Here is a 21,683-nt window from a genome sequence, read left to right as displayed (position 1 = left end):
AGGCCATGAAGGACGATCGCTCCAGCACAGCCGCGGAGGCAGGAGCTTCTGCAGTTCCGTCTCCGTCGAGCGAGACGCTCACCGAGCGTCAGCGGCGCGTTCTCGAAGTGATCCGCGATTCGGTGACGGAGCGCGGGTATCCGCCGAGCATTCGCGAAATCGGGGATGCGGTGGGGCTTACCTCCACGTCGTCGGTCGCGCATCAACTGCGAACGTTGGAGCGCAAGGGCTTCCTTCGACGCGATCCCAATCGCCCTCGTGCAGTCGATGTTCGGGGTCTCGACGAGGTTGCGGCCGATACCGCCATCGCGTCGGTGTCGAAGCATTCCGGCGAGTACAACAGTGCCGACCCGCTGCCAGAGCCGGCGTTCGTCCCCATCCTGGGCCGCATCGCTGCCGGCGGACCGATCCTCGCCGAGGAAGCTGTGGAGGATGTGTTTCCACTCCCCCGCGAGCTCGTCGGCCAAGGTTCGCTCTTCATGCTCAAGGTTGTCGGTGAGTCGATGATCGATGCAGCGATCTGCGATGGCGACTGGGTTGTCGTCCGTCAGCAGAACGTCGCCGAGAACGGTGACATCGTGGCCGCAATGATCGACGGCGAAGCCACCGTGAAGACGTTCAAGCGTACGAAGAAGGAGGTGTGGCTGATGCCGCACAACGACCTCTTCGAGCCGATTCCCGGCAACAACGCCGTCATCTTGGGCAAGGTTGTCACGGTCATGCGGAAGATCTGAGTTCGCTCGCACCCTCGATCACAAAACTCTGGGCCCCGGCATCAGCCGGGGCCCAGAGTCTTTTCGTGACGATCAGCGGTCCATCACCCGAATCAGAGATTCAGCGAACGTCCGATGATCTCCTTCATGATCTCGGTTGTGCCCCCGTAGATGGTCTGCACACGAGAGTCCATGTACGCCTTGGCAACCGGGTATTCCTTCATGTAGCCGTAGCCTCCGTGCAGCTGGAGGCAGCGGTCGATGAGCTTGACCTGAGCTTCGGTGGTCCACCACTTCGCCATCGCAGCTTCCTGCACGGTCAGCTTCTCGGCATTGAGCTGCTCGATGAACTTGTCCACCAGGATGCGCACTGCCGTGGTCTCCGTTGCCAATTCGGCCAGTACGAATCGGGTGTTCTGGAAGCTGCCGATCGACTTGCCGAATGCCTTGCGGTCACGGCAGTACTGGATCGTGCTCTCGAGAACCGATTCCATTGCGGCGGCAGCAACGACGGCGATCGAGAGTCGTTCCTGGGGAAGGTTCTTCATCAAGTAGAAGAAGCCCATTCCCTCTTCGCCCAGCAGGTTGGCAGCGGGAACGCGTACGTCGGTGAAGCTGAGTTCGGCGGTGTCCTGAGCCTTCATGCCGATCTTGTCGAGATTGCGTCCTCGCTCGAAGCCGGGCATGTCCCGCTCGACCACGAGGAGGCTGAAGCCCTGAGCACCCTTGTCCGGGTCGGTGCACGCGACAACGATGATGATGTCGGCGTTGATTCCGTTGGTGATGAAGGTCTTCGAACCGTTGAGTACCCAGTGGTCCCCGTCGCGAACTGCTTTCGTCTTGATGCCCTGCAGGTCGCTACCGGTACCCGGTTCGGTCATCGCGATCGCCGAGATCAGCTCACCCGACGCGAATCCGGGTAGCCAACGCTGCTTCTGCTCCTCGTTGGTCAACTCCAGGAGGTACGGCGCCACCACGTCGTTGTGCAGCGTGAAGCCGATACCACTGAAGCCACCCTTGGTGGTTTCCTCGGTGATGATCGCGTTGTAGCGGAAATCCTTGACACCGCCGCCGCCGAATTCCTCAGGTACCGCGGTTCCCAGGAATCCCTGCTTTCCGGCCTCGACCCAGACGTCACGATCGACGATGTTCTGCTCTTCCCACTTCTCGTGGTTCGGTGCCACGTGCTGTGCCAAGAACTTCTGGTACGACTCCCGGAAGAGTTCATGTTCCGGTTCGAACAGGGTGCGCTCCACGCCGACTCCTTGCAATTCGATATACGGCACTTCAGTGATGTACCCGGTGGGGACGATGTACCCGGTCGGGATATTTTCGCTGAGACTGGGCACGCCGAAGTTCGCGGGCCCACGTCACTGCCTCCGACGGTAGAACCTGTTGCGATACCCGTCGATGACCCGAACGATCACGATTCGTGACTGTAGCGGTTATCTGTTACTCGAAGTACGGAATTTGGCGAGGTATCGCATGATCGGGTAGGCGACGAGGATGCCGATCGACCCCCAAGCGATGCCGCCCAGCTCGACCGAACCAATGGTCAGCGTCAGGTTCCCGATGCCGGCAACCAGTGCGGCAGCGGCGACGGTCAGGTTGACCGGATCGGTGAAGTCCACCTTCGCTTCCATCCAGATGCGCACACCGAGAATGCCGATGAGTCCGTAGAGAACCATCGTCGCACCGCCGATGACGCCGTTCGGAACCGTGAAGACCAGTGCACCGAATTTGGGCGAAAATGCCAGGATCACGGCGGTGGCGGCCGCTACCCAGTACGCCGCGGTCGAGTACACACGCGTCGCTGCCATGACACCGATGTTCTCGGCATACGTGGTGGTTCCGGATCCGCCGCCGGCGCCCGCCAAGGTCGTGGCGAGACCGTCTGCAAACAGCGCATTTCCGGCCAGGTCATCGAGGGACTTACCCGTCATGGCGGACACCGCTTTGACATGTCCGACGTTCTCGGCGACCAGAACGATCACCACGGGCAGCGCGAGCACGATCACCGACCAGTCGAACGACGGTCCGTGCAGACTCGGCAGCCCGAACCAGTCGGCTTCGCGCAGAGCGGACACTCGTTCACTGTCGAGACCACCGATGACCGCGGCGAAGACCCAGCCGATCACGACGCCGACCAGAATGCCCAACCGGCCGAGCAGCCCGGGACCGACGACCGTGACCAGCAGGATCGAAACGAGCGTGACCGTGGCGATCAGCGGCTGCGATTCGAAGGAACCGACCGCCGTCGGAGCGAGGTTGAGACCGATCAGCGCGACGACGGCGCCTGTCACTACCGGCGGCATGACGGCGTCGATGACCCGGCTGCCGATCAGACGTACGGCGACGCCGATCAACATCAACACGATGCCGACGGCCATGACGGCACCGAGCTGCGCGGCCGGGCCCGATCCTGCCGACGCTGTCAGCGGGGCGATGAACGCGAAGGACGAACCGAGATAGCTCGGGATCCGGCCCCGGGTGATGAGCAGGAACAGCGCGGTGCCGATACCCGAGAACAACAGCGTCGTCGTGACGGGGAAGCCGGTGATGGTCGGAACGAGCAGTGTCGCTCCGAACATCGCGATGACGTGCTGCATCCCGATCCCGATGGTGCGCGGCCAACTCAGTCGTTCGTCCGGCGCCACGACGGCGCCGTCGGCGATCCGCTTGCCGTCTCCGTGGACAGTCCAGCCGATTCCGCCGGCCCCGGTCATTGTTTCTCGTTCGATCACAGGTCGAAATACTAGAGGTCAGGCGCTCGGTCTCCGACCGAGACCAACGAAACCAGTTCAGCTGATTGCGTCGGCCGCCGCTTTGCGCGCTGCCACCGGATCACCGGTTGCCAGCACCGCCGCCGCAGCCGCCTCACATTGCGCCATGGTGACTGACCCGACCTTCGCTCCCACACCCGCGACCGACGCCGCAGCGCACGACAGCGAGGAAACTCCGAGTCCGGCCAGAACACACGCCAACAGTGGATCGGCGGCCGCCTCACCGCAGACGCCGACGCGCTTGCCTGCCGCCTGACCGGCCTGGGCCGTACGTGCGACAAGGGCGAGCACCGCGGGCTGCCACGGATCGGTCAGGTCGGCGAGTTCGGAGGACATCCGATCAGCGGCCATCGTGTACTGAGCGAGGTCGTTGGTACCGATCGAGAGGAATTCGACGTGTTCGAGAATCTGGTCGGCCAACAGCGCCGCCGCCGGGATCTCGACCATCACACCGGGAACAAGATCGCGTGCCCGCACCGCATCGGCAAAACGTTTCGCCTCGGCCGGGGTGGCGATCATCGGTGCCATGACCCACGGGGACGAGTTGGTCGACGCCGCGGCTGCCGCGATCGCGTCGAGCTGGCGGTCGAGAATTCCCATGTCCTGCCAGGTGATTCGGACCCCACGAACGCCGAGGGCCGGATTCGCTTCCTCTTGATGGTTGGCGAATTTGAGCGGCTTGTCCGAACCCGCGTCCAACGTGCGAATGATGACCTTCTTTCCTGCGAAGGCCTCGAGAACTTCGGCGTAGATCGCCGCCTGCTCGTCTACGGTCGGTTCGGTCTCACGGCCGAGGAAGCAGAGTTCGGTCCGGAAGAGCCCGATGCCTCCCGCTGCGGTCAACGCCGCGGCGCGAGCGCCCGCGCCGTCTTGAACATTGGCGAGAACGTCTACCGGCCGACCGTCCGACGTCCGGCCTGGTCCGGTCCACGTGCTGACGCGTTCGCGATCGATCCGGGATTGTTCGACCAGTTCGCGCGCCTGTTCGGGATCCGGCTCCGCGATCACGTCGCCGGTGGTTCCGTCGATCAGAATCGGTGTTCCGGCCGCGATGGATTCCAATTCCTTCGCAGCCACGATGCACGGGATGCCCAACTGCCTCGCGATGATTGCCGTGTGGCTGGTCGGGCCGCCGAAGATGGTCACGAGTCCGATGATCTTGGTTGCATCGAGGCCCGCGGTGTCCGCAGGAGCCAGATCGTCCGCGCACAGCACCGACGGCGTCTCGGGCATCGGAACTCCGGGTTCGGGCAATCCGGAGAGTTCGGCGATCACGCGGTCGCGGATGTCCTCGAGATCGGTGACGCGCTCGGCCATCACACCGCCGACCTTGGTGAACAGCACCACGAACTGCTCCGTCGCCGCGATCGCAGCCTGCACCGGGGGCACTCCGCCGGCGATCGACTTCTTTGCCGCCCCGATCCAGCCGCGATCGGCTGCCATCGCCGCGTTGGCCTGCAAGACCTCGGCGGCCGCGCCTGTGGCTTCGGCAGCCCGTCCGAGAAGGCGGTTCTCGACAGCCTTCGCTGCTGCGACGAAGGCGTCTGCAGCGGCCTCTCGATCGACCTCGTCGAGTGCGGGCGCATCGGTGACGAGTTCTGGTCGGCTGGACGGCCAGATAGCCGGGCCGTAGGCAATTCCGGGCACGACGGGGGTGCCGTGCACGGTGATTCGGTTGAGCTGTTCGGTCATCTGTCCTCCTTGAGCGATGGGCCCGGTGTCACACCGGATCACCTCGAGCGCGTAAAGCCCTCACCTTCGTTGTGACGAAGATTACTCCCAAGTCTTGACATGTCAACACACTCGGGCGTAAAACAACATAAAGCAACATTCACTGTGATCCACAACGCACCGTCGGATCACATTTCGGAATCGGAGAGCACGTGTACGCGGAAGAACGCCAACAAGCGATCGGCACCATGGTGTCGCAGCGCGGACGCATGTCCGTGGCGGCGCTGTCGGAAACCTTCGGTGTGACCACCGAGACCGTGCGTCGCGATCTGGCCTTCCTCGAGCGGATCGGACAGATCAGGCGTGTACACGGCGGCGCCGTTCCGACCGGATCCCTCCACGTGACCGAACCGGGCATGGCGGAACGCGATCAGACCCGCGCGCAACAGAAGGACCGGATCGCCCGCTGCGCGGTCACCTATCTCCCTCCTACCGGCGGCAGCGTCATCTTCGACGCGGGCACGACCACGGGCCGCATGATCCCCGAACTTCCGACCGAGAACGACTTCACGGCCGTGACCAATTCCGTGCCGATCGGCGCACGACTGGCATCGATGAACTCGATTTCCCTGATCCTGCTCGGCGGACGAGTACGCGGGGTGACGCAAGCCGCGGTCGGCGAGGACGCTCTGCGCCTGCTGAGCACGTTGCGGGTCGACGTCGCCTTCGTCGGAACCAACGCGATCAGCGTCGGGCACGGACTCTCCACCCCGGACAGCGAAGAGGCCGCCGTCAAACGAGCGATGGTCAAGGCCGCCAATCACGTTGTCGTGGTGGCCGATTCCAGCAAAGTCGGCCGCGAGCACTTGATCAGCTTCGCACCACTCGACAGCATCGACGTCCTCATCACCGACGAAGAGATCAGTCCCACAGACACATCCGAGTTCCACGACCACGGAATCGAGGTGGTGATCGCATGATCGTCACACTGACAGCCAACCCGAGTATCGATCGGACCGTACAACTCGAGCAACGGCTCGAACGAGGCTCCGTCCTACGCGCCCACTCCACTCGCAGCGACCCCGGCGGCAAGGGGGTCAACGTGGCGCGTGTTCTCGCCGCAGCCGACCTCGACGTGCTCGCGGTGCTGCCGGGAAACGGTGGTGACCCTCTGCTCTCGGCGCTCGCAACCGGTGGGATTCCCCACATCGGCGTCGCCACAACGGGTCCGGCTCGCACCAACATCACCATCGCGGAACCGGACGGGACCACGACGAAGATCAACGAACCGGGCGCAACGCTGTCCGGTTCGACGCTCGACGCCCTGGCACAGGAGTTGATCGCCCGCGCCGACACCGCACTGTGGTTCGCGCTGTCCGGCTCACTGCCTCCCGGCGTTCCGCTGGGGTGGTACGGCGAACTGGTCGCCGCGCTGCGCGATCACCCGTGCAAGGTGGCGGTCGACACCTCGGACGCCCCACTGACGGCACTCGCCGAAGGCTTCCCCGGCTCGGCACCTGATCTGCTCAAACCCAACGGCGAGGAACTCGCGCAACTGACCGGCGTCGACGGCCACGTCCTCGAACGTGCTGCCGAGAACGGTGATCCCGGGCCTGCAATCACGGCGGCGCAGCGATTGGTCGATCGCGGAGTCGGCAGCGTGCTCGCCACGCTCGGCGCAGCCGGGGCCGTCCTCGTCACGGCCGACGGCGCGTGGATCGCCACCGCTCCCCCGATTGTCGCAGTCAGTACCGTCGGCGCAGGCGATTCGTCGCTGGCCGGCTACATCCTCGCCGAAGCTGGCGGCGGCTCGGAATCCGAGCGGCTACGTCACGCGGTCGCCTACGGAAGCGCCGCTGCCTCCCTTCCCGGCACAACCCTTCCCACACCCGAACAGATCGATCTGGCAGCGGTTTCGGTATCTGCAGCAGATGCCGCCTCTCCCATCCCCGTCCCCACCGAACTCGCCTGACGCCCTAAGGAACCTGACATGTCCGATACCACCGCAGCCGGCAGTTCCGGCCCGGAGATCATCAGTCCCGAACTGATCTCACTCGACACCGACCTGGGTTCGACCAAGGAAGATGTCATTCGTTCTCTCGCAGCGCGATTGACTGCAGCGGGACGGGCGAGCGACGCCGCGGGACTGGTCGATGCCGCACTCGCTCGCGAAGCGCAGTCCGCGACCGGACTGCCCGGCGGAATCGCAATTCCCCACTGCCGCGCCGAGGCTGTCTCGTCCGCGTCCCTGGGGTTTGCTCGACTCGATCCGAAGGTCGACTTCGGTGCACCCGACGGCCCCGCCGATCTGGTCTTCCTGATCGCGGCCCCCGAAGGCGCCGGGGCCGAGCACATGAAGCTGCTCTCCTCGTTGGCCCGAGCACTCGTCAGGCCCGCGTTCGTCACGTCACTTCGTGAAGCGTCGACGCCGGACGAGATCGTGAGACTGGTCGACGAGGTACTCAATCCCGCACCGAAGGATCCTGCAGCGAAGGCTGCGGCAGCGACACCCCCGGCACCTGTTTCCACCGGGAAACACGCTACCGAGGAGACCCCGGCACCAGCGCCCGCGGAGCGTCACATCGTCGCGGTCACCGCCTGCCCGACCGGAATCGCTCACACCTACATGGCGGCGGACTCACTCGTCGCCGCGGGTGAACGCGCCGGCGTCAAGGTGCACGTCGAAACCCAAGGTTCGAGCGGAAGCACCCCCCTTGACCCTTCGGTGATCGCCGGAGCCGCCGCGGTCATCTTCGCCACCGACGTCGGAGTGAAGGGCCGCGAACGATTCGCCGGTAAGCCCGTCGTCGCTTCCGGTGTGAAGCGGGCAATCAACGAGCCGGACAAGATGCTCGCAGAAGCGTTGCGCGCCTCCGAGAATCCCGCCGCCGCCACCGTTGACGGCACCGCCGCAGCGGCCGCGGATTCCGATGCCGGTTCCGTAGGGTTCGGCACCCACCTCCGTCAGGTCCTCCTGACCGGTGTCAGCTACATGATCCCGTTCGTCGCGGCCGGCGGCCTGCTGATCGCACTCGGCTTCCTGCTCGGCGGATACGAGATCTCCGGTCCGGCCAAGGACATCGTTCTCAACAACTCGATCACCAACCTTCCCGACGGTGGTCTGGCCACCTATCTCGGCGCAGTGCTGTTCCAGATCGGTTCGTTGGCATTCAGCTTCCTGGTGCCCGCGTTGGCCGGCTACATCGCCTTCGCCATCGCCGACCGGCCTGGCATCGCTCCCGGCTTCACAGCCGGGGCGGTCGCCGTGTTCGTCGGTGCCGGTTTCATCGGCGGCTTGGTCGGTGGTCTCATCGCCGGTGTCGTCGCGCTCTACATCGGCCGGATCGCCGTCCCGCAGTGGCTGCGAGGCCTGATGCCGGTGGTGATCATTCCGCTGTTCGCGACGCTGGTCGTCGGAGCACTGATGTTCATCGTCCTCGGGCGTCCGCTCGCCGCGATCACCTCCGGTCTCACCGACTGGCTCAACGGACTGTCCGGCAGCTCGGCCATCTTCCTCGGCATCATTCTCGGCCTGATGATGTGCTTCGACCTCGGTGGACCGGTCAACAAGGCGGCTTACGCCTTCGCCGTCGCCGGACTCAACGTCAACGACCCGGCCACTTTGCGCATCATGGCGGCTGTCATGGCTGCCGGTATGGTTCCGCCGCTTGCCATGGCACTTGCCTCGACGGTGCTGCGTCCCAAGCTCTTCAGCGAAGCCGAACGGGAGAACGGAAAGGCTGCCTGGTTGCTGGGTTCGGCATTCATCTCCGAGGGCGCGATTCCGTTCGCCGCTGCCGACCCGCTTCGCGTGATCCCCTCGATGATGGCGGGCGGCGCGGTCACCGGCGCGCTGATCATGGCTTTCGACGTCACTCTCAGCGCCCCGCACGGCGGGATCTTCGTCTTCTTCGCAGTCGGCGGAATCGGCTGGTTCCTGGTCTCGCTCGCCGCGGGAACCGTGGTAGCTGCGCTCGCCGTCGTCGGAGCCAAGGAGTTCTTCCGCAAGGGGCCGTCCGATGCCGAACTCGACCCCGAAATCGTGCCCGCTGCGGCATGATCGACAGCAGGCAACACTGCAGTCACCACCTGAGTCACCAGATCTGCCCGAACACCCCATAACGTCCGCAACGACAGTTCTACAACGAGGAGATCCCATGCCCAGCAAGACAGTTGCCGTCGGTTCCGCAGTCGGCCTCCACGCCCGCCCCGCCGCTCTCATCGCCGAAGCAGTCGGAGCCTCCGGCGCCACGGTCACCCTCGCAGTCGCCGACGGCGAACCCGTGGATGCAGGTTCGGCACTGATGATCATGACGCTCGGAGCCGCCAAGGACACCGAAGTAACCATCGAGTCCGACGACGCCGACGCACTCGCCAAGGTCGCCGAGCTGGTAGCCGCTGATCTCGACGCCTGACCTGATGTCAGTCGGTGCTGTGCAGCGGGCCGGACACTCTCACGGAGTCAGTGCGAGTGTCCGGCCCAGCCAGTCCATTTCGAGTTCCAGAGCAGTGCCCCACACATCACCCGAGTGCCCGCCGGGAAGGGTGTAGTAGTCCACGTTCATGTCGGCGGCGCGTGCAGCCTCGAACATGATCTCCTGCTGAGGGCGGTAGATGTCGTCGTCCTCACCCGCGACAAATACACCAGACAACTGCGGATACCGATTCTGCGCCATCAGGTCTCGGGCGTTGACCGCGTCGAAAGCGTCTTCGTCGCCGTCGAACATCGCAGCCACAGTGTCCTCGTGGTCACCGGTCGACGGTTCGTCCTGGCCGGAGAAGTCCAGGAACGACGGGTATCGGTCCGGGAAGTTCACGGCCATTTCGATCGCGCATGTCCCGCCGTACGAAAACCCACCGATAGCCCATTGCGCAGCGTCCGGATTCACTTGAAGGTTCGATTCGATCCAGTTCGGGACGTCCTGGTCCAGATACGTCGCGACGTTGCCGAGCGCCGAATCCATGCAGCCGGGGTTGGCGTCGTAGTCCCCCAACGCGTCGGGCACCACCACCACGGGAGCAAGCCCGGAATGCCTCGACGCATAGGCGTCGACGGTGGTCGCGAGCCGGCCACTGTCCAGCCAGTCGCTGGGGCTGCCGGGCTCACCCGCCACCAACACCAGTACGGGCAACTCGGCACGCGGATCGGCAAGATAGGCCGGCGGGAGATACAGCGTCGCAGGCCTCGCGTCGAATCCCGAAACGTTTCCTGGAATCGCCGCTTCCGTCACGACACCGTTGCTCGGCATCCGCACCGGAACCTGCCAATGAGTTTCGGTGGGCAGTCCCCGTTGAACCCAAGGTTCGGCCCCGGGGAGCGAATCGAAGGCAACGTTCTCGACCGAGCCCACCGGCCAGTGCCCGACCAGTGAGCCGAGTGTGGGATAGGTGCCGGTCTGCGCGTTGACCTGACCTACTGCGACGATCGCGGCCAGCCCGGCGAATGCCGTCACCGAAAGGCCACGCGCAAGCCCTGGGCGCCGAAGGAGAACGAGTGCGGCGCCGATGACTCCGAACATCGCCAGCGCTATCCAGACAAAATTCGACGCCGGTAGCTGCGCGGGCAGCGGCCGAAAGCTGAGCCACACGAACATCGCACCGGTGGCTGATCCGAGCACTGACAGACCTAGCGCAACCAACGCGGCCCGACGCGGCAACCACCGAAGCAGAAGCAACGTGCCGACGCCGACGATGACGGAACCCACGAGCAGCACTGCGGTGATGTGTCCGTGCTCGAGTGACATACGCGAGAGCCGCGTCAGGAGTTGATGCCCGTGCATTCGTTCCAGTATCCACATCTACCGGCGGTCTGCGAATTCGTGGAATTATTTGGGAATCAGCGGCGTCGTCGAAATCTCACGAACGCCGCGCCCCCGATCGCACATCCTGCCGCGACCAACCCGGCCCACACGAATGTCCACGGATCGACCCCGACACCGACCGAACCGTCAGACGAGTCAGCCGTCGCTTCTGTCGCGTCCACGAGCGCTCGCATCACGTACACCGGCGGCAACGCTCCGCCGGCAGATTCAGAACCGATCAGAACATCGCCCGCATCGTTGAATGCCACCGCCTCACCCTGAGGCTCCTTCGGGAGCGGGATCCGCAGCGGTTCGGTACCGGTGAGCGTCGCGCCGATTCCGCCGTCCACGACTTCGTACAGGTACAGGTCGGAGTAACTCCGAAGTGCGATCGCCGAACCGTCCGACGACACCGCTCCCCCGGTGAACATCACCGACACGGGCTTCTCCGGTCCGAGGGACACGGCTCCGACGCGCTCGAGCGGCGTCGGGCCGGGCTGCGCCAAGTCACTCAGTTTCTGATCCCCGACCGGTGTGTAGACACTGCTTTCGCCGAACAATTCCTTGGTCACGACAAAAACGTGGCCGTCGGGGTCGAGCAGTATCGACTCGGTGTCGTGCGCACCGTCCGGGTACGTGAGGCGGTGCAACGTACCGCCACCGGAATCGAGGTCCATCGTGATGAACGCCACTGTTTCGCGGGTCCGGAGGTTGTCACCGGTGTCCGACAGAACGAGCGTTCGCCCACTCACCGCAAGATCTTCGACGTCGTAAGGGTCTATCGGGACCGGAATCTGTTTCTGGACAACACAGTTCAGGTCCATTTCGAATACGAAGTCGTCACTGCCGCCGTCGCCCATCGCGTAGATCCGATCGTCGACGACGACCATCCCCGACAACTCCTGGAGCGCAGGATCGGTAGGCGTACAGAGTGGGGCGAACTCGCTCGGTTCGAACGACGACGCCTGTGCGAGCGCTCCGGGAAGCAGTGCGGTTGCCGTAGTCGCAGCAATCACCGCGACCACGGCCCCGAAACTACGCACTAGGTGCGTAGTCGACCAATGCCGAGGCCAACATCTGTGGCACGCGTGCGTGCACCCGCGTTCCCGCCTCTTCGTGAGTCGATTCCAAAATCGTTCCGTCCGAGTGGATTCGAGCCATCAAGTCACCGCGCGTGTACGGCACCAGCACGTCGACCTCGACCTCCGGCCGAACCAGCACCTCGCTGAGATGTGCTCTTAGTTCGGCGATTCCCTCACCCGTACGCGCCGAGACGAACACGGCACCAGGCAACAGACCACGTAGTTGCGTCAACGTAACCGGATCTGCCGCGTCGATCTTGTTGACCACGATCAACTCCGGCGGAGCCTTCGAATCCGTCTCGCGCAGAACATCGGTGACGACTTCCCGCACAGCCTTGATCTGTTCTGTCGGCAACGGATCCGAACCGTCGACGACGTGCAGCAGCAGATCCGCGTCGGTTACTTCCTCGAGAGTCGAGCGGAATGCCTCGACCAACTGAGTCGGCAGGTGTCGCACGAAGCCGACCGTGTCGGTGAGTACGTACTCGCGGCCGTCGTCGAGTGCTGCGCGGCGAGTGGTCGGGTCCAAGGTGGCGAACAACGCGTTCTCCACGAGCACACCCGATCCGGTGAGCGAATTGAGCAGACTCGACTTGCCCGCGTTGGTGTATCCGACGATGGCGATCGACGGGATGTCGCTCTGCAGTCGACGTGTGCGCTTGGTGTCGCGAGCGGCCTTCATGCCCTTGATCTCGCGGCGTAGTTTTGCCATGCGCTCACGAATACGGCGACGGTCCGTCTCGATTTTCGTTTCACCGGGACCACGCAGGCCCACACCGCCGTTACTGCCGGCACGGCCACCGGCCTGGCGCGACATCGACTCGCCCCAACCACGCAGACGCGGGAGCATGTACTCCATCTGAGCAAAAGCCACCTGGGCTTTACCCTCACGAGACGTGGCGTGCTGAGCAAAGATGTCGAGAATCAGAGCTGTCCGGTCGATGACCTTGACCTTGACGATCTTCTCCAGCGCCGTGAGCTGCGCCGGCGTCAGCTCACCGTCGCAGACGACGGTGTCGGCGCCGGTCGCCAGGACTACTTCGCGCAGTTCCTGCGCCTTGCCGGAACCGATGTAGGTGGCAGCGTCGGGTTTGTCGCGACGCTGAACCAGTCCTTCGAGGACCTCGGAGCCGGCCGTCTCGGCAAGTGCGGCCAACTCGGTCATGCTCGCCTCGGCCTGCTCGGCAGTTCCCTGCGTCCAGACGCCGACCAGGACAACTCTTTCGAGTCGAAGCTGGCGGTACTCGACTTCGGTGACGTCCTCGAGCTCGGTCGACAGACCGGCCACGCGGCGCAGGGCGCCGCGATCTGCGAGTTGCATCTCACCGGTCGACGGGTTGCCCGATGCGGACGCTGCCGTGTATTCGGCTTGCGCGTACTCGGACTGCTCGTGAGCGGTGGACTCTTCGTTTTCATGTGTGTTCGTCATACAAGATCCATGGTCCCACGAAACCTGGCCACGGTGCATCCGTATTTCCTGCAGGCGTATTTCCCGCGGGCGATATCACACAAGCGATTGCCACCACGCGTCGCTGATCGTTCCGCTCGCCACCAGAACCGAGGGCCCCCGCAACGACCCTTTGCCGCCTTCGACGGTGACCTGTACCTCGCCGCCGAGCACGCGCACCAGTACCGAGCCTTCATCGCGGCCGTCGTACCTCAGCGCCGCGGCCGCAGCTGCGACCGTTCCGGTTCCGCAGGAACGAGTCTCGCCCACACCGCGCTCGTGGACGCGCATGTGAACCCCACCGTCGTGGATCGGAGTCACGATCTCGATGTTGACGCCGTGCGGGAAGAACCCGGGATCGAAGCCCGGCGAAACACTCAAATCGAGCGAACTCAACACTTCTGGCGTCACGTGCTCGTCGACACACGCCAAATGCGGATTACCGACGTCGATGCCGACGCCGGCGAAGACGCGGCCGTCGATTGTTGCCGAGCTGGTGCCGAGGTCCTTGATCGGGCCCATCGCCACGGTCACGTCACCATGCGTGGCGTCGTAGCCGTGCACCACGACCGGACGCGCTCCGGCGCGGCTGCCGACCACGAACTCGTCCTTGCTCTCCAAGCCCGAGGCCTTGAGATAGTGGGCGAATACGCGAACGCCGTTTCCGCACATCTCGGCGATGGAGCCGTCGCTGTTGCGGTAGTCCATGAACCAGTCTTCGGCAGCGACGCCGTCGGGCAGCGCACCGAGCACGCCCGCGTCCGCAAGTGCGCCTGCCCGGGCGACACGAAGGATGCCGTCGGCGCCGAGGCCACGCTGACGATCACACAACGCTGAAACTCGCGCCGACTCGAGATCGATCCGAACGTCGAGGTCAGGGAGAACAACGAAGTCGTTCTGCGTGCCGTGGCCCTTACTGAAATCCATGGTCGCCATCCTATCCGGACCTACCGAGCGACTTACGCAGGTGACGCGGTGACCACGACGTTCTGTTCGTACGTGAAGCCGGACGGCAACGAGGGGTCGGGCACGGTTGCGCCGCCGCAGGTCACCAGGACAAGCCTGGGCGCACCGGATTCGGAGAAGAACTCCGCAGGCAAAGCCACCTTTTCGTACAACTTCAGGCTCGCTGCGTGATAGGTGAACATCGTTCCGGTGTCGTCACTGACATAGATCGGTGTTCCAGGCTTCATCTGGTGCAGCCCCCACAAGGCGCCGTGCGTGCGGTCACCGTCGTCGACGTGGCCGGCAACAAGATTGGTACCCTCCGAAGATCCGAACTGCACGCCGTTGGTGAAATGCGAAACCTTGTCAGGATGCGGAAGGATCATTCCGCGGTTGGCGCCGAACCCACTGGTCACGATGTCGGCTCGCACATCCAGATCGGGAATCGCGAGCGTGTTCGGCGGCAGATCCGTTGGCGCAGGCGCCCACGTCGCCCCTGGATCGGTTGGGGCTCCCACATCGAAGGGCGCTTCGGGAACAGGTGCGCTGATGGGCTTCCCGGCCGCACTCACCGCAAAGTAGATCAGTACCCCGCCGACCGTGAGAAATGTGACGAGCAGAAGAACCAGCGGTAGCCGACCCGCGCGTCGACGTTTCGGATGCGCGTGCGCCGCGGTCTGCGCCATGCTCGTTGACCTCCAGTTCATCGCTCGCGAAACCGATCGATCGCGAAATAGCTAACTGTAAGATAGCTGATCCGCTCGATCGTGTTACAGACCGCGATCTGCGAGCGCCGCGAAGGCGGAGTTGGGCAGCTCCGGATCGGCACCGTCGAGCCAGTGCACGCGTGCGTCACGACGGAACCATGATCGTTGTCGGCGAACATAGCGCCGTGTCCCGATGAACGTCCGTTCGAGTGCTTCGGCCAGATCGTATTCACCGTCGAAATGTGCGAGCACCTGTGCGTAGCCGATGGCTCGCGGCGCGGTGACGCCATCACGCAATCCTTGCTCGACGAGCACGGCAACTTCGTCGACAAGTCCGTCTGAAAACATCAGCTCTGTTCGCAACCGAATCCGGGCGTCGAGTTCTTCCGTATCCCGATCCACGCCGAGAATGCGGGTTCCCCATCGAGGGTCACCGATCTGCGGCGCCGAGGCCGCGAACGGCAGACCTGTCAGCTCGACGACCTCGAGCGCCCGAACCATCCGCCGACCGTCCGTCGGCAGTATCGACGCCGCTGCTACCGGATCAGCAGCAACAAGCGCCGTATGCACCGCACCGACCCCTCCTTCGGCGAGCACCGCCTCCCACTTCGCACGAACTTCGGGATCGGTTGCCGGAAAGGACCATTCGTCGAGCAAAGACTGGACGTACATCATGGATCCGCCGACGATCACCGGAACCTTGCCCGCCGCGATCAGATCCTCGGCGATCGCGATCGCGTCGCTTTGATAACGCGCGACGGTGGCGGTCTCCTTCACATCGAGAACGTCGAGCAGGTGATGCGGAATCCCACGGCGCTCGGCCGGTGTCAGTTTGGCGGTCCCGATATCCATGCCGCGATAGAGCTGCATCGCGTCGATGTTGATGATTTCACCGCCGAATTCCTCGGCCAGTGCCAACGCGAGATCGGACTTTCCCGACGCTGTCGGACCGACAACTGCGATCGGGCGAAGTTCTTCAGGGACGTTCACGGCCGCCACGTCCCGACGTGGTAACCGACGCCGAACGGCGCATCGCTGTAGTCGACCGTCGCGCGAGGATGGGCCGACCGAGACGAGCACGTAAAGACACCGGCCAGGACCTGCCACGCCGCGCGCCCCTGGGCTCCGACACTGCGGCAGAGCCGCGGATCGAGAGCAAGCAGCGCCTCCGGGTCCCCGGCCGTCAGGGCGTCGTCGATGGCCGACTGCACACCCGCGGCGCGCTCGTCGAAGCTTCCTGGCGCCTTTGCCGTCAGCGTGGACGCACCGTCAGCAACGATCAGAAGCCCTTGCGGTCGGTTGTCGCTGTCGAGTTGCTTGCGCAGCTGCTGCCCGAATTCACGACATTCATTCGCCGACGCCTTTGCACTGACGACGTGCATGTCGACGGTTATCTCCACGTCTGTTCGGCCACGCAACCAGCCGGCAACAAGGGCGCACAGTTCGAGAGATGGCACCGGTTCGCCTGCCGCATCCGCGTCCAGTGACGTCCGGACATCGGCGCCGAATCCAGCGAACGTACCGATCTGCCCACGTCCGACGCCCGATCGCCAGAGTTCGCCTGCTGCTTTCTCGGGTTCTGCATTCTCGGGGCCGACACCGACGCCCACCCAGTGCACCGCCTCGTGAGCGAGCCGGCTCACGGCGGTTGTCGCTGCAGCACGCACCTGAGCGGACTCGGCCGAATCACCGGACAATTCCGGCACGAGTAACGGCGCCGAGGGGACGAGAACAGCGGAAGTCAACACAGTTGCCACGCTAGTCGACCCCGAGGTGGCGACCTCACACCCTCTTACCTGATTCAATAGTCGGAGAACGTGAGTACCGGGTTCAATGGAACCAGGAATGCGATCAGGCAGCCGTGACGCGCGGCAGAGACGAGGACCGATGACCGAGAACAGTGAACCCACCACCGGCGCCGACAGCAGTTCGGCCAGCCCGAGCCCGGCAGCACCCAAACCCGGCGCTCCCAAACCTGGTGGACCACGCCCCGGTGCGCCCCGCCCCGGAGCACCTCGCCCCGGACCAGCAGCCTCGCATGCCGTCACCGCCGCACCGGCCAGCGACCCGAGCAAGTTCGGACGCGTCGAGGAAGACGGAACCGCCTGGGTGAAGACCGCTGACGGTGAACGTCAGATCGGTTCGTGGCAGGCCGGCGACGCCACCGAGGGCCTCGCCCATTTCGGTCGTCGCTACGACGACCTCGCGACCGAGGTCTCGCTACTCGAGGCGCGACTGACGTCGGGCGCCGGAGACGCCAAGAAGACCAAGGCCGCCGCCATCGCTCTGTCCGAATCCCTCTCGACCGCTGCAGTGATCGGTGACCTCGACGCTTTGGCTCGCCGACTCGACGTGATCGTTGCCGGTTCCGACGAGGCCGCAGCGCACGCGAAGGAAGAGAAGGAACAGTCGCGCGCGGCAAGCACCGCCCGCAAGGAGGCCCTCGCAGTCGAGGCCGAGCAGATCGGCTCGGAGTCGACCCAGTGGAAGACCGCGGGTGATCGACTGCGCGAGATTCTCGACGAGTGGAAGACGATTCGCGGAATCGACCGCAAGGTCGACGACGCGCTGTGGAAGCGGTACTCCAAGGCTCGCGAGTCCTTCAACCGACGACGTGGAGCGCACTTCGCCGAACTCGACCGGGATCGTGCGAGCGCCCGTTCGACGAAGGAAGAACTGGTCGAGCGCGCCGAGAAGCTGTCGACCTCCACTGAATGGGGACAGACCGCCGGGGAATTCCGCGATCTGCTCAGCGAGTGGAAGGCTGCCGGCCGCGCACCGCGCGAGGCCGACGACAACCTGTGGAAGCGCTTCAAGGGCGCTCAGGACGTGTTCTTCGCCGCGCGCAACGCTGCTGCATCCGAGCGCGACGCCGAATTCGAGCAGAACGCAGTCGCGAAGGAAGAGCTGCTCGCTGCGAACGCGAACATCGACCCGGCGCACGGACTCGAGAATGCTCGTGCAGCGCTTCGCGACCTGCAGGAGAAGTGGGACGCGATCGGCAAGGTGCCGCGCGACCGAATGCAGGAACTCGAAGCGAAGCTCCGGGCCATCGAAACCAAGGTGCGCGACGCGGTCGACGCCGAGTGGCGTCGCACCGATCCGGAAGCACTTGCCCGGGTCGCGCAGTTCAAGGAGCGGGTGAGCCAGTTCGAGGAGCAGGCCGCCAAGGCTCAGGCTGCCGGCAAGACGAAGGACGCCGAGAAGGCTCTCGCTCAGGCCAAGCAGTGGCGTGAGTGGGCCGAAGCTGCCGAAAGCGCCGTCAACGAGTAATCGACGACGAGCTGTAAAGACAACAAAAACGCCGGCTGACTCCGAAAGGAGTCAGCCGGCGTTGTCTTGTGCTTTGGACGGACGGCCTGCTGTGTCAGCCGACGTTCCATTCCTGATGCTTCTCGGCTTCGGCCGCAGCGATCCGGCGTTGCTCCTCGGCAGCGAGCTGAATGTTGGTTCGTGTCCAGACCACCTTGAGCCAATGGAACGTCAAGAACACGACGGCAAACCATCCGATGATCAGCCCGATCGACGGTCCTGCCACATTGAAACCGGCGGGAATGGTCTGACGCGACCAGACGGCCATCATGCCGAGAGCGCTCGCCACGGCACTGCCGGCGAGTGCGACCCAGGCCAGACTCCAACGCCGCGTGACCAGCGCGAGCATCGAGAATCCGATGCCGAAGATGACGACGAACCACACGAACAAGCGTGAGAACAGTGCAATCCGTTCGGTTTCCGCGTCCTGGTTGTACGCGAGCACATCCCAGCCGTTCGCAACTCCCGCATGGGGCAGGGCAAGGGTGCCGACCAGCACGAGCACCGCAACCGCGACAACCATGGCGCGCACACCCGGATCGATTTCTCCCGCGACCTTGCGTTCCGCGTCGTCGAGATCCTTGCGGTAGCCCTCGAAGGCGTCGTCGCCCGGCTGTGGTGTCGTGTTCTCGTGTTGCGAGGTCATGCGTTGCATCCCATCTGGACGGGTTGTGGGGCCGGGGCACCGATCTTCGGTAGTCCGAGACCTACGCCGATGGGCGGGGTCTTGGGTGTGATGCCCTTTTCGAACGAATCACCGGCGCGGGTCCGACGGTGCGTGAGCACTCCGTCATCTGCCACGAGGTGATGAGGGGCTCCGTGGGTGACGACGACCGTCACCACGTCACCGGGTCGGATTGTGCCGTCGAGGTTTCCCTCGGGGCGGAAATGCACCAGGCGACCGTCTCGCGCGCGACCACTGAGACGTTGAGTCGCCGCGTTCTTCCGACCCTCCCCCGCTGCCACCAAGAGTTCGACCTCGGTGCCGACGAGCTTGCGATTCTCCTCGATGTTCACTTCTTCCTGAACGGCGAGCAATCGCATGTAGCGTTCCTGGACAACCTCTTTGGGAAGCTGATCGGCCATCTCCGCCGCCGGCGTGCCCGGGCGCTTGGAGTACTGGAAGGTGTAGGCGTTGGAGAATCGCGCCTTACGCACGACGTCCAGCGTCTCCTCGAAATCCTCCTCCGTCTCCCCCGGGAACCCGACGATGATGTCCGTGGTGATGGCGGCGTGCGGCATTGCGGCGCGCACCTTCTCGATGATCCCGAGGTACTTCGACTTGCGGTACGAGCGCTTCATCGCTTTGAGAACCTTGTCCGAACCGGACTGCAACGGCATGTGCAGCTGCGGGCAGACGTTGGGAGTGGTTGCCATCGCTTCGATGACGTCGTCGGTGAACTCTGCCGGGTGCGGCGATGTGAACCTCACCCGTTCGAGGCCGTCGATGTGTCCACATGCCTTCAAGAGGGAGGCGAAGGCTCCGCGATCGCGCGGTTGTTCCGGATCGGCGAACGACACGCCGTAGGCATTGACGTTCTGTCCGAGCAGGGTTACTTCCGAGACACCCTCGTCGACGAGTGCCTGCACCTCGGCCAGAATGTCGCCGGGACGTCGATCCACTTCCTTGCCACGCAGGGCCGGAACGATGCAGAACGTACACGTGTTGTTGCAGCCCACCGAGATGGAAACCCAACCTGCATAAGCAGATTCGCGCTTGGCTGGCAGTGTCGACGGAAACGCCTCGAGTGCGTCGAGGATTTCGACCTCGGCGCGCTGATTGTGACGCGCACGATCGAGCAGCGCGGGCAGCGAGCCGATGTTGTGAGTGCCGAAGACGACATCGACGAACGGCGCCTTCTTGACGACGGTGTCACGATCCTTCTGCGCCAGGCACCCGCCGACCGCGATCTGCATGTCGGGGTTCGCCTCCTTGTTCGGGGCGAGCTGGCTGAGGTTGCCGTACAACTTGTTGTCCGCGTTCTCGCGGACCGCACACGTGTTGAAGACGACAAGATCAGGATCGGTTCCGGTCTCCGCCTTCGAATACCCGGCGTCCTCGAGCAGACCGGACAGTCGCTCGGAATCGTGGACGTTCATCTGACAGCCGTACGTCCGCACCTCGTAGGTGCGAACAGACTTCGCAGTCGGCTCCGGAACTGCAGTCGGCTCCGGAAGTGCAGGGGACATTTCGTCGATCAGTGACACGCTTCAGCCTAGCTCACGTCCACTACGACGTGTAATAACGCCCTGATAAACAGCCGAAACGCGACATAAACGTCGTCACAGTAAAATTTCCATTACATATGGCAAGAACCATGGCGAAATCACGGGCGTCGACGCAAACTACGCCTAAGGTTCTCGTTTATGACCCAAGCCGACGATGCGACGACGCCGACCACCTCCGGCGATTCCACATCCATGATTTCGATGACCTCGGTGAACAAACACTTCGGGGAACTTCACGTCCTGCAAGAGGTCAATCTCGAAGTACCCAAGGGCCAAGTGGTGATCGTCCTTGGTCCGTCGGGCTCCGGTAAGTCGACTCTGTGCCGCACCATCAATCGCCTGGAACCCATCGACTCGGGCACCATCGCCGTCGACGGCAAGACGCTCCCCGAGGAGGGCAAAGCACTTGCCGCACTTCGTGCCGACGTCGGGATGGTCTTTCAGTCCTTCAACCTGTTCGCACACAAGACGATCCTCGAGAACGTCATGCTCGCACCGATGAAGGTCCGCAAGGCGAAGAAGGACGAAGCCAAGAAGACGGCGCAGGCATTGCTCGAGCGCGTCGGTATCGCCAATCAGGCCGACAAGTACCCGGCGCAGCTTTCCGGCGGTCAGCAACAGCGTGTCGCGATTGCTCGCGCTCTTGCGATGCAGCCGAAGGTGATGTTGTTCGACGAGCCCACCTCCGCTCTCGATCCCGAGATGGTCAACGAGGTCCTCGACGTCATGACTTCCCTCGCCAAGGAAGGCATGACCATGCTCGTGGTCACGCACGAGATGGGATTCGCCCGCAAAGCCGGCGATCGTGTGCTGTTCATGGCTGACGGCCAGGTCGTCGAAGACACCACGCCCGAAGAGTTCTTCACCCATCCCAAGTCGGATCGGGCCAAGGACTTCCTCGGCAAGATCCTCACGCACTGATTACAGTCTCCCCTCCGACAGTCCTGTCCTCGTCCACAAGACAACTTGCTCGACTGCACCGTTCACCTCGGC

The 21,683-nt window shown here is 64.0% G+C and carries 19 protein-coding genes; 7 read left to right on the top strand and 12 right to left on the bottom strand.

The genetic code is table 11. The features are described 5' to 3' along the window. Window positions 1-5 precede the first annotated feature (5 nt). The gene (lexA, locus tag AC1Q6C_RS14145) at window positions 6-734 is read left to right on the top strand and encodes a transcriptional repressor LexA (protein ID WP_007735195.1); all 729 of its coding nucleotides are present in this window, start codon (window positions 6-8) and stop codon (window positions 732-734) included. A gap of 92 nt (window positions 735-826) precedes the next feature. Here lexA and AC1Q6C_RS14140 read toward each other — a convergent pair whose 3' ends face one another. The 3 genes from AC1Q6C_RS14140 to AC1Q6C_RS14130 all read right to left on the bottom strand — a co-directional run bounded on the left by AC1Q6C_RS14140 (window position 827) and on the right by AC1Q6C_RS14130 (window position 5,188). Beyond that, window positions 827-1,969, bottom strand: coding sequence for an acyl-CoA dehydrogenase family protein (locus AC1Q6C_RS14140; RefSeq protein ID WP_007735194.1), 1,143 nt, complete (start codon window positions 1,967-1,969; stop codon window positions 827-829). Between the two features lie 189 nt (window positions 1,970-2,158). Further along, window positions 2,159-3,439: a uracil-xanthine permease family protein gene (locus tag AC1Q6C_RS14135; RefSeq protein ID WP_020907537.1), complete on the bottom strand. Its 1,281-nt coding sequence runs from the start codon at window positions 3,437-3,439 to the stop codon at window positions 2,159-2,161. A gap of 75 nt (window positions 3,440-3,514) precedes the next feature. Beyond that, a complete protein-coding gene (locus tag AC1Q6C_RS14130; RefSeq protein ID WP_492666679.1) occupies window positions 3,515-5,188 on the bottom strand; it encodes a putative PEP-binding protein in 1,674 nt (557 codons plus the stop codon). Window positions 5,189-5,379: 191 nt separating this feature from the next. Here AC1Q6C_RS14130 and AC1Q6C_RS14125 point away from each other — a divergent pair, with 191 nt between their 5' ends. The 4 genes from AC1Q6C_RS14125 (at window position 5,380) to AC1Q6C_RS14110 (ending at window position 9,582) form a co-directional block, all read left to right on the top strand. Next, complete coding sequence (locus AC1Q6C_RS14125; RefSeq protein WP_003942134.1) at window positions 5,380-6,147, top strand: DeoR/GlpR family DNA-binding transcription regulator; 768 nt, start codon at window positions 5,380-5,382, stop codon at window positions 6,145-6,147. Further along, window positions 6,144-7,139, top strand: a complete 996-nt coding sequence (locus AC1Q6C_RS14120) for a 1-phosphofructokinase family hexose kinase (RefSeq protein ID WP_042450660.1) — start codon at window positions 6,144-6,146, stop codon at window positions 7,137-7,139. The genes AC1Q6C_RS14125 and AC1Q6C_RS14120 overlap by 4 nt, the downstream gene beginning before the upstream one ends. Before the next feature lie 18 nt (window positions 7,140-7,157). Beyond that, window positions 7,158-9,227: a PTS fructose transporter subunit IIABC gene (locus AC1Q6C_RS14115; protein ID WP_050655799.1), complete on the top strand. Its 2,070-nt coding sequence runs from the start codon at window positions 7,158-7,160 to the stop codon at window positions 9,225-9,227. Between the two features lie 97 nt (window positions 9,228-9,324). Next, window positions 9,325-9,582, top strand: coding sequence for an HPr family phosphocarrier protein (locus tag AC1Q6C_RS14110; RefSeq protein ID WP_003942144.1), 258 nt, complete (start codon window positions 9,325-9,327; stop codon window positions 9,580-9,582). A gap of 39 nt (window positions 9,583-9,621) precedes the next feature. Here AC1Q6C_RS14110 and AC1Q6C_RS14105 read toward each other — a convergent pair whose 3' ends face one another. The 7 genes from AC1Q6C_RS14105 to AC1Q6C_RS14075 all read right to left on the bottom strand — a co-directional run bounded on the left by AC1Q6C_RS14105 (window position 9,622) and on the right by AC1Q6C_RS14075 (window position 16,897). Continuing rightward, window positions 9,622-10,947, bottom strand: a complete 1,326-nt coding sequence (locus AC1Q6C_RS14105; protein ID WP_230359815.1) for an alpha/beta hydrolase — start codon at window positions 10,945-10,947, stop codon at window positions 9,622-9,624. A gap of 56 nt (window positions 10,948-11,003) precedes the next feature. Beyond that, window positions 11,004-11,993 (bottom strand): hypothetical protein, encoded by a 990-nt coding sequence (locus tag AC1Q6C_RS14100; protein ID WP_230359814.1) that lies wholly within the window; start codon window positions 11,991-11,993, stop codon window positions 11,004-11,006. A gap of 10 nt (window positions 11,994-12,003) precedes the next feature. Next, window positions 12,004-13,479 carry a GTPase HflX gene (gene hflX / locus AC1Q6C_RS14095; RefSeq protein WP_065455669.1) on the bottom strand — a complete coding sequence of 492 codons (1,476 nt, stop codon included), beginning with the start codon at window positions 13,477-13,479 and terminating at the stop codon, window positions 12,004-12,006. A 75-nt stretch (window positions 13,480-13,554) separates the two neighbouring features. After that, complete coding sequence (gene dapF / locus AC1Q6C_RS14090; RefSeq protein ID WP_230359813.1) at window positions 13,555-14,424, bottom strand: diaminopimelate epimerase; 870 nt, start codon at window positions 14,422-14,424, stop codon at window positions 13,555-13,557. A 32-nt stretch (window positions 14,425-14,456) separates the two neighbouring features. Continuing rightward, entirely contained in the window at window positions 14,457-15,128 is a 672-nt protein-coding gene (locus AC1Q6C_RS14085; protein WP_007735179.1) for a class F sortase, read from the bottom strand. Between the two features lie 84 nt (window positions 15,129-15,212). After that, window positions 15,213-16,148, bottom strand: coding sequence for a tRNA (adenosine(37)-N6)-dimethylallyltransferase MiaA (miaA, locus tag AC1Q6C_RS14080; protein WP_007735177.1), 936 nt, complete (start codon window positions 16,146-16,148; stop codon window positions 15,213-15,215). Then, a complete protein-coding gene (locus AC1Q6C_RS14075) occupies window positions 16,136-16,897 on the bottom strand; it encodes a class III extradiol dioxygenase subunit B-like domain-containing protein (RefSeq protein WP_054188530.1) in 762 nt (253 codons plus the stop codon). Before AC1Q6C_RS14075 ends, miaA begins: the two co-directional genes overlap by 13 nt. 139 nt (window positions 16,898-17,036) lie before the next feature. Here AC1Q6C_RS14075 and AC1Q6C_RS14070 point away from each other — a divergent pair, with 139 nt between their 5' ends. Continuing rightward, on the top strand, window positions 17,037-18,422 hold the full coding sequence (locus AC1Q6C_RS14070) for a DUF349 domain-containing protein (RefSeq protein ID WP_003942193.1): 1,386 nt from the start codon (window positions 17,037-17,039) through the stop codon (window positions 18,420-18,422). Between the two features lie 94 nt (window positions 18,423-18,516). Here AC1Q6C_RS14070 and AC1Q6C_RS14065 read toward each other — a convergent pair whose 3' ends face one another. Then, entirely contained in the window at window positions 18,517-19,107 is a 591-nt protein-coding gene (locus tag AC1Q6C_RS14065) for an Rv2732c family membrane protein (RefSeq protein WP_003942155.1), read from the bottom strand. Further along, window positions 19,104-20,651, bottom strand: a complete 1,548-nt coding sequence (gene miaB / locus AC1Q6C_RS14060) for a tRNA (N6-isopentenyl adenosine(37)-C2)-methylthiotransferase MiaB (RefSeq protein WP_047271495.1) — start codon at window positions 20,649-20,651, stop codon at window positions 19,104-19,106. The genes AC1Q6C_RS14065 and miaB overlap by 4 nt, the downstream gene beginning before the upstream one ends. 231 nt (window positions 20,652-20,882) lie before the next feature. On the opposite strand from miaB, the gene gluA reads away from it, so the two are divergent. Next, window positions 20,883-21,611: a glutamate ABC transporter ATP-binding protein GluA gene (gene gluA / locus AC1Q6C_RS14055; RefSeq protein ID WP_007735175.1), complete on the top strand. Its 729-nt coding sequence runs from the start codon at window positions 20,883-20,885 to the stop codon at window positions 21,609-21,611. Window positions 21,612-21,683: the final 72 nt, after the last annotated feature.

The sequence above is a fragment of the Rhodococcus sp. MT28 genome, from assembly GCF_058792695.1.
The sequence above is the reverse complement of the archived record's forward strand: the minus strand, read 5'-3'. Positions and strand labels throughout refer to the sequence as shown.